This is a genomic window from Flavobacterium album (genome assembly GCF_003096035.1).
GTDB lineage: Bacteria > Bacteroidota > Bacteroidia > Flavobacteriales > Flavobacteriaceae > Flavobacterium > Flavobacterium album.
Genome location: NZ_CP029186.1, coordinates 585,728 through 600,736, shown reverse-complemented (window position 1 = coordinate 600,736; position 15,009 = coordinate 585,728). Strand labels below are relative to the sequence as shown.

The following is a 15,009-nucleotide window of genomic DNA, read 5'->3' as shown; positions in this document are numbered from 1 at the left end:
TCACAAATAATCAGGTTAGCTTTTTTTTCATGAAGTATCTTTGCAGAAAATAAATTACCATGAACTGGACATTACTTGTTATTGCCGGATTGTTCGAAGTTGGCTTTGCTTCGTGTTTGGGCAAAGCCAAAGAAGCCGCGGGCAATGCCTACTACTGGTGGATGGGCGGATTCCTGCTGTGCCTTACAATTAGCATGCTATTGCTGTACAAGGCTACCCAAACGCTGCCAATAGGTACGGCTTATGCGGTATGGACAGGCGTGGGCGCTGTAGGTACAGTGCTCGTAGGTATTTTTGTTTTTAAAGAGCCTTCCGATTTCTGGAGGCTGTTCTTCCTGACGACATTAATAGCCTCTATTGTGGGGCTGAAGTTTGTGACGCATTAGTGTTTGGCCTCAGAAATATATCTTATCATTAGTCGATATAACTCATAAACTCTAATTCAAGATTTTCATCGTTTGATAAATGGCTTTTATCAAAGAATGTATCAGACACAAAAATTCGTTTACCTGTTGCTTGGCCTGCGGGCATTTGCTCCGATTGTATTGAAATTATTTCACTGTAACCTTTATTGCCGCGTAATAGCCATTTACTCTGCCTGAAGAGATCTTTTTGTCCGGTAAGTGTACCAATAAAGAACGTTCCTCCAAAAGTTGGATTAAAGATATTTTCTATTTTCAATATGGGTTTCACCGGTTTTCTAAAGTTTGAATTTGGACATACTTAAAACAAATTGAGCACGAACGATACCTTCACCGAAATATTCCTGTCTACAATAGGCAGGTGGTACGGCCCGTAGCGGTAAAATGCTGATAGTCCCAGCCCTTTGAATATTTCATTGAATTCGAGCCCGCTTTCATAATACCCTTTCTCAAGCGTGTTGTATTGCAGGCCCACGTGCTCTTCCTTATGATTCATGTTACCCCACGCAAAACGGGTCACCAGCATGGGGGATAGCTTCAGGCTGCGGAAGATGGTGAACCGTGTCAGGCCATGCTTTAGCTGTACCATCATATATTGGCTTGAGAAGAATTCGTTAAAATACATCGTCTCAAAACTATTCTTGCCGGCTAAGGTAATGCGCTCCAGCACACCGTCTTTGTCCAGGTTGTTCGGCGATGTACTGTACAGGTGTGTCAGGGGCGTATTGCCTACGGCAACCCCGGTTTGTATAAGGGCCGATGTCTTTTGACCGTTGAGGTACTTCTGTTCAAATTCCGCTCTGAAATCCAGCTTGCCAAAGGTAAAGTCGCTATCGAGCAACCCGGCAACCGACTGGGTGTACTGGAAGGCAAACTTCGGGAAGCGCTTTTCAACTTCCAGCCTGCCGTTCGGGGTCTGCATGAAATCGCTAAAAGGGTTCCATTGCAAGGCGACGGATGCGGTAGTGAGGTGGAATACGGAAAAAGGGTTACCGTTCGGTGTGTATACGTAATCAAATTTCGGGTCGATACGGCTGCGGGTAAGCTGCCAAACGCTTTCGGTCTTTGGTATTATCTTGGTTTCGATGTATCCAAGCCACGTTTGGTGGTTGTAGAAAGTAGAGATGTTTATCGGTCGTGGGTCATAAATCTTGAAAACCCTTTTGTCGGTGGCGAATGAGGTACTCGCAATTTCTTTTACATCATCGGTATACGAACCGCCTATCCATGAATTGGAAAATTTGCCCAGCCGCAATGCCGCGCCCAGACTGAACTTGAACTGCCCGTCTTTTGATCCATAGGCTCCATAACCGCTCAGGCGGAAGATCTCAAAGAATTTATCATTGGTCACCCCGCCAATGCCTCCACGGAAACCTTCGTAGTTGTTGTATTTTACGATCTGCCTGAGGTCAATGTCCACAAAGCCCACCGGCAGGTATCCGTTTACAATCTTCCTGCCCAGGATGATACGCTGTTCCCAGTTATCTTTTGCTACAATACTATCAAGCGCTACATAGGTCTTTATACTGCGCGCGTCCAGCGTGTCCCGGCGGAAAGTATTCCAGTATTCCTCAGGGCGGTTTGTGGCCTGGTCCTGTATCTCAATGGCAACCGCAGTGCGCCTGATGGTGAGCGGAATGTTGAACTGCTTATCAAAATTAGACGATTCCGAAAGCAGGTACACAAAATCCGATGGTTCTTTTTCGCGGTTTTCTTTACTATTGCCGGTTACGGCATCAAACTTTATGGTCTCGCCAAGTATCTTTATATCCTCCTTATTGTTCCCTTTTACGATCTGTAATGTCTTTTTATCAGGGAACCAAAGTTCCTGGTCTTTTTCATACGTAAAATAATGTGTCGAGGTTATGTCGAGCATGTTCCTTACCCGGAGCACAGCCTTTGCCACGCCATAATTGGCAGTGTCAATATAGAGGATGCCTTTCAGCCTTTTTTTGCTTTTCCGTTTCGGTACAAAGTACACCATATAAGTGCTGCGGTTGTCGATGGTAACGGTATCGAGTATGCGATAATTGTAATACAACAGGGCATCGTAGGCCAAAGGACCTGCATATTTGGTTTCAAAAAGGTCTATTTTATTGGAGTAAACCGAATAGGATTGCAGCTTAAGGCCAATGAATTCATATAGCGGTTTTTTAAAGCCGGCCATACGCGTAGCCAGGACATCTTCTTTTAGCCCCTGCTCTTTATTGAATTTGAATTCAGATACCTTCTCAGTCTGGTAAAGGTGCTGTTTGTCAATTATTTTTTTGAATTTAAAGCCTGCCGAATCGACCTTTTCAAACCGCCGTCCCGTTTTTTCATAGGTAAATATAGAGTCGACTTTCCCGCTTATCGAGTCGGGGTTCGCGGTGATGATAAGCCTGTCGTAAGATTTATATTTAAAGCTGCTGAGTTTTTGCTGCGGGTCGTTGATTGGCTTTCGCCTTATCGCCCTGCCGATGATATCATTGGCAGGGTTGGAAACGCTTATGACTACTTCTTTCAGTTGTTCAATGTGGGGCTGCAACTTTACCGTATAAAATTTACGCCCGGCTGCGGGAGTAATCTTTTGCGATGTATAGCCTGTATAGCTTACGGTTATCACGCCCGAATGTGTTACGACAACCTTGCCGTCAATATCGGCGATAAAGCTTTTGCCATTCGATTCAACGGTAGCGAAAGGAAGGGGGCTATTGTTTTCGGCATCTTTTACTGTAACCGTAATGGCAGTTTGTGCGCCAACGGATAACGTAAAAAAGAAAAGCAGCAGGGTAAGGGTTTTCATGGATGTGTACTAAAGAAAAGGTCTTTAGTTATAGGTATTTAAGAATTACCAGGTTTCCATTTCTTTTAGTAATTCTTCATGGGTCATGTAGCGCCCCTCCTGAATATCGCGCATACCTTTGTCAATTTTTGCCTTGTATTGTTCCAGGGTTAAAGGTTCTCCACTCACAGTATAAGCAACAATTTCCTGATCTGTTTCCGCTTTCAATGCAAGCAGTTTTTCAAACATGGCATTATCCCTGAGGTGCATTACCCAGTCCAGCAATTCCAGTTTTTTCGCAGCTATATCCATGGCAATTTATTTGATATGTAAAGATAACGGTTTTTGTTTGAATTTATGGTGCATAAAAAAGCCCCTATACCGGGGCTTGCATTATACTTTCATGATCTCGGCTTCTTTGTGCACCAGCAGCTCATCGATCTTCTTGATAAAGCTGTCGGTAAGCTTCTGCACGTCTTCCTCTGCGCTTTTGCAAATGTCCTCGCTCATGCCGTCCTTCTCCAGTTTCTTGATGTCAGTATTGGCATCCTTACGGGCGTTACGTACACCTACCTTAGCATCTTCCGCTTCACCTTTGGCTTGTTTTACCAGGTCGCGCCTTCTTTCTTCGGTAAGCGCGGGAACGTTGATAATGATGTTGTCGCCATTGTTCATTGGGTTAAACCCAAGGTTGGCGATCATGATGGCTTTCTCTATAGGGTGCAGCATGCTTTTTTCCCATGGCGTTATGGTTATTGTCCGCGCATCCGGTGTGTTGATGTTGGCTACCTGCGAAAGCGGTGTTGCCGCACCATAGTAATCTACCTTTACGCCGCCGAGCATGGCCGGGCTGGCTTTGCCGGCACGGATATTAAGGAATTCCTTTTCAAGGTGGGCCAAAGAGCCTTCCATTGATTCTTTTGTGCTGTCTAAAATAAAATCGATTTCTTCCATGATAATTCTTATCGGTAAAAATTAAACATTTACGGTAGTCCCTACCAGTTCGCCTTCGCATATCCTAACCAGGTTGCCGGCCTTGTTCATGTCAAACACAATGATAGGCAGCTCGTTTTCCTGGCTAAGGGTAAAGGCAGTGGTATCCATTACATTAAGCCCTTTTTTTAATACATCGTCAAAGGTAAGTGTGTCATATTTTGTAGCGGTCGCGTCTTTTTCAGGATCGGCAGTATAAATGCCATCCACACGTGTGCCTTTCAGTATCACATCGGCGTGCACTTCCACCCCCTTAGTACAGCGGCGGTATCCGTAGTGAAATATGGATTTCCGGTACCCGCGCCAAATATTACGATACGCCCTTTTTCAAGGTGGCGTACAGCCCTCCTTTTAATATAAGGCTCGGCTATAGCTTCAATTTTTAAGGCAGTCTGAAGGCGGGTCAGCATACCGGCATCTTCAAGGGCGCCCTGTAGCGCCATACCGTTTATTACGGTGGCAAGCATCCCCATATAATCGCCCTGTACCCTGTCCATACCGTTACTTGCACCGGCTACACCCCTAAAGATATTGCCGCCGCCAATAACAATGGCGATCTCCACACCTTTATCGTGTATCTGCTTTATTTCGTCGGCATATTCTGCAAGCCTCTTCGGGTCGATGCCATATTGCCTGTCTCCCATAAGGGCTTCGCCGCTTAACTTCAACAGGATCCTCTTGTATTTCATAGGGTATATTTTGAATGGTGCAAATATAGTAATTAAAGTTTTTCGCAAAATAGAAATTTAACAATATGAAAGAGTTTGACCTCACCCCGGCCCTCTCCAAAGGAGAGGGAGCAGCTTCACTCATTCCGGCAAATGCGTCTGAGCTCCCCTCTCCCTGGGAGAGAGGTCGGGGAGAGGACTAAGGGGAGGCTTTACACAATCAACTCCCCATACGACTTCTTCGCAGCCTCGTACCCTATCTGGAATATCTCATCCATTTTTGCCTTGTTGGTTTCGAAAGTGCTGTATAGCGCCAGTTCATCCGGGCTGATCACCCAGTCGCACAAGGTAAATTTCTGCATGTTGCTGTTGGCCGAAAGCAGGTCGTAGGCCCTGGTGGTCACCGATTTTATAGACTTTAGGTCGGAGGCCTCGATTTTCTGTATGGGGCTTACATAAATGCCGATGAGCGTTTCGCACCTGCCTTGCAATATATCAGTCGGGAAGTGGTTTATGATGCCGCCATCGCTGTACAGCTTGCCGTCAATTTCATAAGGCGATATGATTCCTGGAAATGCCGAAGAAGCCAGTACGGCATCGGCAATTTTGGTCTCAGCCCCAAAGATCCTTAGCTTGCCTGAAACAAGGTCGGTCGCGGTAAGGTGCATTTTAAATTTCATATCGCCCAGGGTGGCATCTTTAAAGATGGATGTAAAATAATCCCTAAAAGCTTCCGAATCAATAAAACCTGCTTTGCGGAAAGTGAAATGTTTCCAGTGGAAAAAATAAATGGATTTAAAAAATTCCAGAATTTCCTCAGGCTTTTTACCCCAGGCATATAAAGCCGACACTATGGCACCCGAACTGGTTCCTGCTATATGGCTTGGGACAATGCCGGCTTCATCAAAAAATTTCAGTACACCCGCATGGGCAATGCCTTTAGAGCCGCCTCCCGAAAGGATAAGGCCTATAGTGCTTCCGTCAAATTTCATTATGTAAGGTATTAACCTGACTAAATTACAGTTTTTTGGTATATGGCTTTCTTTTTGTAAGGATAAAGTATCGTTAATTTGACACAAATTATGAAAGTACTGATCGAAAAAAGCCTTGGTAACAGCTATAGCTACAAAGAATACCGAAACCACGTATCGCAACTGCTTCTTGAAGGCCTTTCTACCGGCGACACACAAAGTGAAGACCTTACCCATTACAGCACACTCAATGAGGTGCGTATGAACCGTCTCGACAAGACCATTACGATACCCGGGGAAATAGAAGAAAGGCTCCGCGGCCTTACAAAAGAATACACACTTTTAGTAATTTCCGAAGGATGGTGTGGCGATGCGGCACAGATACTTCCCGTGATCAACAAGCTTGCAGAAGCTTCGGATAAACTGCACCTGCGCATTGTTTTGCGCGACGAGAATATTGAGCTCATGGATAATTTCCTTACCAACGGAGCGCGCTCGATCCCAAAATTGATTTTAGTTGAACCTGCAACAATTGCCGTAAGAGGAAGCTGGGGCCCAAGGCCTCAGGGTGCGGCCCAGCTTATATTGGATGCCAAAGAAAAATTCGGGCATATACCTGCCGAAACCAAAGCCGACCTGCAAAAATGGTATTTGCATGATAAGGGAATAAGTACGATGGAGGAGCTAATGTTGCTGCTGGAACAGGCCCCCTAACCCCCAAGGGGGAATTTCACTCAAATTCTAAAGTGCGAATTATCCGTTAAGCTTATCCGGTTATTCCCCCTTTGGGGGTAAGGGGGCGATTATCTCAATCTTATCCGACACCGACATTCCGCCCGGATTACAACCCGGCAGTCCTTCAGGGATAGGTTTACCAATTGATTTATAGTATTCCACCCAGGCACGGAAAAATTCATTCGTGCCGGGCTGCTTGTAGGTCATTGGTGTCATTTGAAAAAAAGGCTTTCCTCCATTGGCAAACATGAAAGCGTCGTAGATAAGCTCCGAACAGTAGTAAGCCCCATTGTCGTAAACATATTCCTCATCATATGGTACACCGATTTGTTGTAATGAAAATGCGACTGCTGCCGGTATCAGTTTCCGGTATTTCTCTTTCAGCCGGAAAACAGGCATTTCTTTCGAAGTGTTTTGTGAAAACTTTTTCAATGTTGTCAGCCGCACTGAGCTGCCCGCGGCTTCAATAATATATAAGCTATCGTTACGGAAGTACACCATTCCCATATGGCTAAAGTCTTTTCCCTTATAACCTTCGGTCACGGCTTCAATCGCATCACACAATGGCCCGCAGTCCATGTCCTGGAATATGAGGTCGCCGTCTTTCAGGAAGCTTACGGAATCACCTTCCACTTTTTGAGCGGAAACAGCTGTTGTGAAAATTAAAAAAGTAGTGCCAGATATCTCATAATCCAAAATTAGTAATGGCCACTCCCAGGCTTATTGCTCCCACTTTTTCCAGTTCGTGCAGCGGGAAATTGCTCATGCTTACGTCGAGGAATATAGAGCCGGTATTATCAAAGATGAGGCCAAGCCTGTATTTCTGGTAGGCTCCTGACAGGTCTCCACGCCCAAGTGCGAACGAATAACCATAGCCTCCCTGCAAGTATAAGTTGGTTTCCTCCCAAATTTGAGGGGTAAAAAAAATGCTCCCATACACAGGTGCAGCTACTATTTTTTCGGTAGCGATCCAGTCGATCCCGGTATTAGTGCTAAAGCCGATCCATGATTTATAATGAACGCCGAAACCGATATGCGCGCTAAGTCCGTTGGGCAATACATAATCTAAAACTGTTGGCTTATATTCCTCACCACGCGCTGCATAGTCGGCCCTTATCTCATCGCGGTATGGATTCCCCCTTAAAGGTGTTGACAGTGAAAGCTGCCCAAAATAGAATTCCGGCACCGCTTTATCCCCGGGATCGGACTGAGTAATAAATACTGTTTCTTTTTTTTCATCGTCCTGCGCATTGCAGTAAAAAGATGTTAAAAATAAAAGACAGCTAACAACAGTTTTGAAGTTATATGCCATGTTTAAGCAGTGGGATTTTCAAGGCTGTTTTCAAAAGTTTCGGGTGATATAGCATCATCAACGGAGAATGCGCCAATTTTAGTTCGCCGCAATGCCGTTAAGTGTGCGCCTGAATTTAGAGCCAATCCAAAATCGTAAGCCAGCGAGCGGATATAAGTACCTTTGCTGCACACCACCCTGAAGTCGACTTCCGGCAGGGCAATGCGTGTGATCTCAAATTCGTGTATTGTGGTTTTGCGCGAAGCTATTTCTACTTCTTCGCCTTTGCGGGCGTGCTCATACAGGCGCTTCCCGTCTTTTTTTATGGCAGAGAACACGGGTGGTTTCTGATCGATCTCGCCTATGAATTGCGGAAGCGTATCGTGGATCAGCTTTTCATCAATGTGATCAATAGAAAAGGTTTCGTTTACTTCGGTCTCCAGATCGTAGGATGGGGTAGTAGCCCCGATGTAAAACGTACCGGTGTACTCTTTTTCCATGCCCTGCAACTCGGTAATGCGCTTGGTGAATTTCCCGGTGCATACGATCAATAGTCCTGTCGCCAACGGGTCGAGCGTACCGGCATGGCCCACTTTTATCTTTTTGAGGCCAAGGTGTTTTTTCAGGCTCCATTTCACTTTGTTCACCGCCTGGAAAGAGCTCCAGTGCAATGGCTTATCGATAAGGACAACTTTTCCTTCCTGGAATTCTTCGGGTGTGGCCAATGGAGGATTATTTATAGATTGTAAAATAGGCCAACAGTAGCGAACCTGCTACGATCCTGTACCAGCCCCACGGTTTGAACCCGTACTTTTTGATAACGCCTATAAATGCTTTGATGGCAATAATGGCAACTACGAAAGCGATGATATTACCAATTGCGAACAGCTTAAGGTTGTCGCCCTGCATCAAAAGCTCATAGCCTTTTTCACTGGCTTTTCCGTATTCTTTAAGGAAAATGGAATATGTGGTTACAGCAAGCATTGTTGGCACCGCAAGGAAGAAGGAGAATTCGGCTGCGGCCTGGCGGGTAAGCCCCTGCTGCATTCCCCCGATGATGGAAGCTGCGGCACGGCTCGTTCCCGGCATCATGGCAAGGCATTGCCAAAAGCCAATGGTAATTGCTTTCTTTATAGAGATATCTTCTTCTTTGAAGACTTTAGGCTCTTTAAAATAATTGTCAATGAATAACAGTATGACACCGCCTGCAATAAGCATAATAGCGATTGGTTTCGGCTTTCCCAATACATCGTCGATCATATCATCGAACAACTTGCCTAACAATAATGCCGGGATTACGGCGCAGGCCAGCTTTACATAAAATCCAAGTTTGCTGAAATCGAAAAATTTCCGCCAGTACAATGCTACTACCGCCAATATCGCCCCAAACTGTATGGATACCTGGAACAGCTTTACGAACTCATCATCCTGTATGCCATAGTACGAGCTGACAAAAACCATGTGTGCGGTAGACGAAATAGGCAAATACTCGGTAAGCCCTTCAATAATGGCAATGAAGATCGACTGGATAAGATCCATTTATTTTTTCTTTTTGTTGGTAAAATTCTTGATTGGCTGCTCCTCTACAAGCCTGTCGTTTGATGAGGCAGGCTGCCCGGCTTTGGCGTCTTCTTTTATGACAGCAACTGGAGTACCAGCCGGATTTTTAAGTATGGCATAAATAGTAATGCCGAAACCTATAAGTACTACTGTCGGTGCAAGCCTGATCCTTTGAAAGTTAAAGATTGCATCGCTGAATACCTTCGGGTCATCGCTGCCGCCTCCTGCCATAAGGATAAAGCCAAGCGCAATAACGCCAAGTCCGATAAGCAATATTTTATAATTTACCTTTTCAAAAAGGAAGTGGGTTTTTATTTCGTTATTCATTTTATTTTGTTTCAGGTTTCAGGTTTTTTGAACGTCCCCTCCGTTTGTAATTTGTTATTTGCTATTTGAAACTTTCTCAGGTTTGTAATTTGGGATTTGCTATTTGGAATTTTTAATAAAGGTCATCCGTCCTTAAGTTCAAAAATCGTTGCGTTGCAAAGAATGTGCTTATCGCTGCAATAATGATCCCGAAAACCAGTACGCCAGCAAGCACGATCGCTGTAGGGATCCAGTCTTCCCAGATGTGCAGCGCAGGGAATTCGCCATCGAGCCAGTAAACTATGTAAACGAGTGCCAGTATCGCAAGGATAGAACCTATAAAGCCCAGCCTCATGCCTTTCCATACATACGGCTTACGTATAAACGATTTTGTGGCGCCTACCATCTGCATGGTTTTTATCGTAAAGCGGTGGGAGTAAATGGACAGCCTCAATGCGCTATTGATAAGCAGCATCGCAATGATAGCCAGCACACCGCTGATGATCAGTATCCAAAACGTTATCTTCTGGATGTTCTGGTTAGCCATCTCTACCAGCACATTATCATAACTCACGTCGCCCACGATTGGGTTGGCGCGCAGCTTTATCTCTATTTCCTTAATGCTGTCGGGCTGTACATAACCGCCCTTCAGGTGGATGTCGTAGGAATCCAGCAGCGGGTTATTGTCCAGAAGGGTCTCATAGTCACCTACGATATCCGGGTTGTTCTTAGCGGCTTCTTCTTTAGAGATATACACCTGGTCCTTAATGAAGGCAGAATTTTTCAGTTCGGTGCCAAAAGCCTGCTTAAGGCTGTCGGGCACTTCCCTTTTAAAATAGACGGTAAGCGGGATGTTCTCCTTCACATGGCTCGATATCTTGTCGGTATTGATAACGAAAAGCCCCAGCGCCCCCAAAAGGGTAAGCACGATGAAAATGCAGAGTATTACCGAAAAATAGGAGGTGATAACGCGCCTTTTCTGGAATTTTTCGAAAGATGATGCCATAGGTTTCTGTTTTAGCGGTAAAAATAAATAAAGAATTTGTTTATACATAGTTTATAACGGGCAAAGTTTTGACTTTCGTACAATAAGCGTAAATTTGCGTCCGCAGGTGCTTAGGTACTGAGGCGCTAAGTGGCTGAGATGCTGCCTGCCCTTTCACCTTAAGGACCTAAGAAACTCAGACACTAAGAACTTTTCACAAAAAATGAGATACAACCCTAACGAAATTGAAGCCCGCTGGCAAAAATACTGGGCAGAGAACGGCACTTTCCGTGCCGAAGATATAAGCGATAAACCCAAGTACTATGTGCTGGATATGTTTCCCTACCCATCAGGTGCCGGGCTGCACGTAGGCCATCCGCTGGGCTATATTGCCAGTGATATCTATGCACGCTACAAACGCCATAAAGGCTTCAATGTGCTGCACCCGCAGGGCTACGATAGCTTTGGCCTTCCGGCAGAGCAGTATGCCATCCAGACCGGGCAGCACCCTGCGATTACTACCGAGACCAATATCAACAGGTATCGTGAGCAGCTCGACAAGATAGGATTCTCATTCGACTGGGACCGCGAGGTGCGTACCTCCAACCCGGAATATTATAAATGGACGCAGTGGATCTTCATCCAATTGTTCAACTCGTGGTATAATAAAGATACCGACAAAGCCGAAAGCATCTGCACCCTTATCGCGGAATTTGAAGGCAATGGCAATGCTAAAGTCAATGCCGTAAGCGATGACAATATCCATGTATTCACTGCCGATGCCTGGAACGGCTACAGCAAAGAAGAACAGGAGCGCATCCTTCTTAAATACCGCCTTACCTACCTTGCCGAAACCGAAGTGAACTGGTGTCCTGCATTGGGAACAGTACTCGCCAACGACGAAATAGTGAACGGCGTTTCCGAACGCGGCGGCTATCCCGTTATCCGCAAGAAAATGACCCAGTGGAGCATGAGGATATCGGCGTATGCCGAAAGGTTATTGCAGGGCCTTGAAACTATCGACTGGACGGAAAGCCTGAAAGAAAGCCAAAGGAACTGGATAGGGAAGTCGGTAGGGGCTTCGGTTATTTTTAACGTAATTCCATCAGACCTCACCCCTAAAATTGGCCTCACCCCTAACCCCTCTCCAAAGGAGAGGGGAACTCATGCTGGAGAAGTAGGAGGTGAAATGGGATACCGTACAGCTGATAAGTCAATTGCCGGGAAACTTATTCAGCACAGTAAAGAAAATCGTAAAGAACTAACCAAGGCAGAAGCTTTATTATGGGAAGCTTTGCGAAATAGAAAGTTAGGTGATAAATTTAGGAGACAGCACGCTATTGGAAAGTATATTGCAGATTTTATATCTATTGAAAAGAGGCTTATCATTGAAGTTGACGGAGGTTATCATAATGATCCGGAACAAACAACTCTTGATGAGGAGCGCACATTAGAACTTGAACAGAAATATATGTTTAAGGTGCTTCGTTTTTCGAATGAAGAAGTTATTGATGATACGGATTCTGTTGTTTCGAATATTCGTATTGCCTTAGATAACCGTAAATCATATCATGAAATATCGGATCTCGCTCCCCTCTCCTTTGGAGAGGGGTCGGGGGTGAGGCCGAATAAGGACGATACTCTGACTGGGTCTTCTTCAGAGGGGCCGGGGGTGAGGTCTGAAGAGAGTGCCGGGGGGAGGACAGATCACAAAGACGGCCTTGGCATTCGCTCCTTCTTCCGCGACATCTTCTCCGAAGTAGGCGAAGATGTAGAAAGCCAATACAAAATAGAAGTATTCACCACGCGCCCTGATACGATCTTTGGGGTGACATTCATGACACTGGCGCCGGAGCATGAGCTCGTGGCAAAGATCACGACACCGGATCAGAAAGCAGCTGTGGATGCCTATGTGGAAGCTACGGCAAAACGCAGTGAGCGCGACCGTATGGCCGATGTAAAGACCATTTCGGGCGTGTTCACGGGAGCCTATGCCGAGCATCCGTTTACCAAAGAGCCTATTCCAATCTGGATAGGGGACTACGTTCTTGCCGGTTACGGTACGGGCGCGGTAATGGCCGTGCCTGCGGGTGACCAGAGGGATTACGACTTCGCGAAGCATTTCGGCATTGCCATAAAGAACATTTTTGACGATGTGGATATTTCCGCGGAGGCATATGGTTCGAAAGACAATGTGAAGCTGATGAATTCGGACTTCCTGGATGGGCTAAACTACAAGCAGGCCACAAAGGCAGTAATCGAGGCTTTGGAAGGCATACAACAGGGCAGGGGCAAGACCAATTACCGCCTTCGCGACGCCGTGTTCAGCCGCCAGAGGTACTGGGGCGAACCGTTCCCCGTATATTACGTGAACGGCCTGCCGCAGATGATCGACAAAGCGCATTTACCGGTACACCTTCCGGAAGTGGAGAAATACCTGCCAACTGAAGACGGTCAGCCGCCACTGGGCAACTCCCGCGAATGGGCGTGGAGTACTGCAGAGAATAAAGTAGTGTCCAACGACCTGATCGATAACGTGACGGTATTCCCATTGGAACTCAACACCATGCCGGGATGGGCAGGCAGCTCATGGTACTGGCTGCGCTATATGGATCCGCACAACGACGACGAATTCATATCCGATAAAGCGGAAGCCTACTGGCAGGACGTTGACCTGTACATCGGCGGAAGCGAGCATGCCACGGGCCACTTATTGTACAGCCGTTTCTGGAATAAGTTCTTAAAGGACAGGGGCTTTATTACGAAGGAAGAGCCTTTTAAAAAGCTGATCAACCAGGGAATGATATTGGGGATGAGCGCGTTTATTCAAAGGGTTGGATTTGTGTTTAAATATATAAATCCTAAAGATTTGATTGAAGATACCCCTACCTCGTCTGAGTATTATCCTGCAATATTTGTTACTTCTGGGTTAAATTCATCAGAGATTGAAAAACAAGTTTTGAAACTAATTTGGAATGATAGGAGGTTTGATACATTAAGAAAACAGTTGGAGTCTGGTAAATTTGAAAATACTCCTGAAATTTTTACAAATTTGATACATGTTGACATCTCTACAGTTAATGCAGGGAATGAATTAGATACTTTTCTATTCTCAAAATGGAGAGTTGATTATAAAGATGCTATTTTTCTAACCGATGAAAGCCTTATTTTCAAAGTTTCCCGCGAAGTCGAGAAAATGTCCAAGTCCAAATACAATGTAGTAACTCCAGACGACATTTGTGAGCAATATGGTGCCGATACCCTTCGCCTGTACGAAATGTTCCTCGGACCATTAGAACAAGCCAAGCCCTGGAATACCGCGGGTATCACCGGTGTTTCCGGGTTCCTGAAAAAGCTTTGGAAACTGTATTTTGATGATAACGGGCTTATTGTGACCGCCAATCCGGGAAGTAAGGAAGCCTACAAGACATTGCACAAGACCATCAGGAAAACGCAGGAGGATATCGAGAACTTCTCGTTCAATACCTCGGTGAGCTCCTTTATGATCGCCGTGAATGAGCTTACCGCCATGAATTGCCACGAGCGCGTAATCCTCGAGCCATTGGCTATACTGATATCGCCATACGCCCCGCACATCGCAGAGGAGCTTTGGCACCGATTGGGCCATCAGGGCAGCATCTCGCAGGTGCCGTTCCCAATCTTCAACCCGGAATACCTGGTGGAGAGCAGCAAGGAGTATCCCGTATCGTTCAACGGCAAGACCCGCTTCACTATCGAATTGCCGATGGATATGAGTAAAGAAGACATCGAAAAAGCCATCCTCGCCGACGAGCGGACAGCCCAGCAGCTGGGCGGCGCAGCACCTAAAAAGGTGATTGTCGTTCCGGGCAGGATCATTAACATTGTGGCGTAATGAACTAACCGTTTTTCCATTTCGATCGGAGCTTGCGGAGAGAGAAATCTCAGAAAATATTGCGAATAAATTGAGATTTCTCCTGCGTCGAAATGGAAAAAGTATTCTTATTTGTTACAACTTAAACCTACAAGGTTCTTCAAAACCTTGCAGGTTGGAAACTCCGGAAAGAATAGTCTCTCCGGAGTTTTTGTTTTGTACCACTTCAGTAGAGCAGTGCCTGTGTCTAGCGCATTGATTTGTTTTATGTGAGACACATTCAATGTGTCTCTACCGCCACGTTATATTGGCAATTCCCGACGTTCAAAGACGCCCAAAGTTTCCTTTAGCCTTGAAGGAACCTGCCTGCCGGGAGGCAGGCGTATCCTCCCTACCGTCGCTGCGGACAGGGATATAGTGCATACAGCAGGAACTACGCTTATTATAATGCACTCCGTGTT

13 protein-coding genes and 2 pseudogenes are annotated in these 15,009 nt (G+C 45.7%); 3 read left to right on the top strand and 12 right to left on the bottom strand.

From position 1 onward, the window contains the following. Window positions 1-59: 59 nt before the first annotated feature. A complete protein-coding gene (locus HYN59_RS02690; RefSeq protein ID WP_108776793.1) occupies window positions 60-386 on the top strand; it encodes a DMT family transporter in 327 nt (108 codons plus the stop codon). A gap of 28 nt (window positions 387-414) precedes the next feature. Here the strand turns inward: HYN59_RS02690 and HYN59_RS02685 are convergent, their stop codons facing one another. The 6 genes and pseudogenes from HYN59_RS02685 to HYN59_RS02660 all read right to left on the bottom strand — a co-directional run bounded on the left by HYN59_RS02685 (window position 415) and on the right by HYN59_RS02660 (window position 5,839). Further along, window positions 415-681 carry a hypothetical protein gene (locus HYN59_RS02685; RefSeq protein WP_108776792.1) on the bottom strand — a complete coding sequence of 89 codons (267 nt, stop codon included), beginning with the start codon at window positions 679-681 and terminating at the stop codon, window positions 415-417. Between the two features lie 42 nt (window positions 682-723). Continuing rightward, entirely contained in the window at window positions 724-3,207 is a 2,484-nt protein-coding gene (locus tag HYN59_RS02680; protein ID WP_108776791.1) for a DUF5686 family protein, read from the bottom strand. A 45-nt stretch (window positions 3,208-3,252) separates the two neighbouring features. After that, complete coding sequence (locus HYN59_RS02675; RefSeq protein WP_108776790.1) at window positions 3,253-3,498, bottom strand: hypothetical protein; 246 nt, start codon at window positions 3,496-3,498, stop codon at window positions 3,253-3,255. Between the two features lie 81 nt (window positions 3,499-3,579). Beyond that, window positions 3,580-4,143, bottom strand: coding sequence for a ribosome recycling factor (frr, locus tag HYN59_RS02670; protein ID WP_108776789.1), 564 nt, complete (start codon window positions 4,141-4,143; stop codon window positions 3,580-3,582). A gap of 18 nt (window positions 4,144-4,161) precedes the next feature. Next, window positions 4,162-4,868 (bottom strand): annotated as a pseudogene (gene pyrH / locus HYN59_RS02665) (UMP kinase). 191 nt (window positions 4,869-5,059) lie between these two features. After that, a complete protein-coding gene (locus HYN59_RS02660) occupies window positions 5,060-5,839 on the bottom strand; it encodes a patatin-like phospholipase family protein (protein ID WP_108776788.1) in 780 nt (259 codons plus the stop codon). A gap of 90 nt (window positions 5,840-5,929) precedes the next feature. Here HYN59_RS02660 and HYN59_RS02655 point away from each other — a divergent pair, with 90 nt between their 5' ends. After that, on the top strand, window positions 5,930-6,532 hold the full coding sequence (locus tag HYN59_RS02655) for a thioredoxin family protein (RefSeq protein ID WP_108776787.1): 603 nt from the start codon (window positions 5,930-5,932) through the stop codon (window positions 6,530-6,532). A 60-nt stretch (window positions 6,533-6,592) separates the two neighbouring features. Here HYN59_RS02655 and HYN59_RS02650 read toward each other — a convergent pair whose 3' ends face one another. From HYN59_RS02650 to HYN59_RS02625, 6 genes and pseudogenes are all read right to left on the bottom strand, one after another. Further along, window positions 6,593-7,186: a YiiX/YebB-like N1pC/P60 family cysteine hydrolase gene (locus HYN59_RS02650; RefSeq protein ID WP_245895649.1), complete on the bottom strand. Its 594-nt coding sequence runs from the start codon at window positions 7,184-7,186 to the stop codon at window positions 6,593-6,595. 52 nt (window positions 7,187-7,238) lie between these two features. Then, window positions 7,239-7,865, bottom strand: a complete 627-nt coding sequence (locus HYN59_RS02645; RefSeq protein WP_108776786.1) for a hypothetical protein — start codon at window positions 7,863-7,865, stop codon at window positions 7,239-7,241. Between the two features lie 2 nt (window positions 7,866-7,867). Beyond that, window positions 7,868-8,569 carry a tRNA pseudouridine(55) synthase TruB gene (truB, locus tag HYN59_RS02640; RefSeq protein WP_108776785.1) on the bottom strand — a complete coding sequence of 234 codons (702 nt, stop codon included), beginning with the start codon at window positions 8,567-8,569 and terminating at the stop codon, window positions 7,868-7,870. A gap of 7 nt (window positions 8,570-8,576) precedes the next feature. Continuing rightward, the gene (locus tag HYN59_RS02635; protein ID WP_108776784.1) at window positions 8,577-9,383 is read right to left on the bottom strand and encodes an undecaprenyl-diphosphate phosphatase; all 807 of its coding nucleotides are present in this window, start codon (window positions 9,381-9,383) and stop codon (window positions 8,577-8,579) included. A gap of 120 nt (window positions 9,384-9,503) precedes the next feature. Further along, window positions 9,504-9,731: pseudogene (locus HYN59_RS02630) on the bottom strand (DUF3098 domain-containing protein); the annotation flags it as partial. A 112-nt stretch (window positions 9,732-9,843) separates the two neighbouring features. Beyond that, window positions 9,844-10,716, bottom strand: a complete 873-nt coding sequence (locus HYN59_RS02625; protein ID WP_108776782.1) for a cell division protein FtsX — start codon at window positions 10,714-10,716, stop codon at window positions 9,844-9,846. 202 nt (window positions 10,717-10,918) lie between these two features. Between HYN59_RS02625 and HYN59_RS02620 the strand changes: the two genes are divergently transcribed. Then, the gene (locus HYN59_RS02620) at window positions 10,919-14,569 is read left to right on the top strand and encodes a class I tRNA ligase family protein (RefSeq protein ID WP_108776781.1); all 3,651 of its coding nucleotides are present in this window, start codon (window positions 10,919-10,921) and stop codon (window positions 14,567-14,569) included. Window positions 14,570-15,009: the final 440 nt, after the last annotated feature.

Coding starts and splice junctions, on each gene's coding strand:
- HYN59_RS02690 (WP_108776793.1), top strand. CDS start 60: ATGAACTGGACATTACTTGTTATTGCCGGATTGTTCGAAGTTGGCTTT.
- HYN59_RS02680 (WP_108776791.1), bottom strand. CDS start 3,207: ATGAAAACCCTTACCCTGCTGCTTTTCTTTTTTACGTTATCCGTTGGC.
- HYN59_RS02675 (WP_108776790.1), bottom strand. CDS start 3,498: ATGGATATAGCTGCGAAAAAACTGGAATTGCTGGACTGGGTAATGCAC.
- HYN59_RS02660 (WP_108776788.1), bottom strand. CDS start 5,839: ATGAAATTTGACGGAAGCACTATAGGCCTTATCCTTTCGGGAGGCGGC.
- HYN59_RS02655 (WP_108776787.1), top strand. CDS start 5,930: ATGAAAGTACTGATCGAAAAAAGCCTTGGTAACAGCTATAGCTACAAA.
- HYN59_RS02645 (WP_108776786.1), bottom strand. CDS start 7,865: ATGGCATATAACTTCAAAACTGTTGTTAGCTGTCTTTTATTTTTAACA.
- HYN59_RS02635 (WP_108776784.1), bottom strand. CDS start 9,383: ATGGATCTTATCCAGTCGATCTTCATTGCCATTATTGAAGGGCTTACC.
- HYN59_RS02625 (WP_108776782.1), bottom strand. CDS start 10,716: ATGGCATCATCTTTCGAAAAATTCCAGAAAAGGCGCGTTATCACCTCC.
- HYN59_RS02620 (WP_108776781.1), top strand. CDS start 10,919: ATGAGATACAACCCTAACGAAATTGAAGCCCGCTGGCAAAAATACTGG.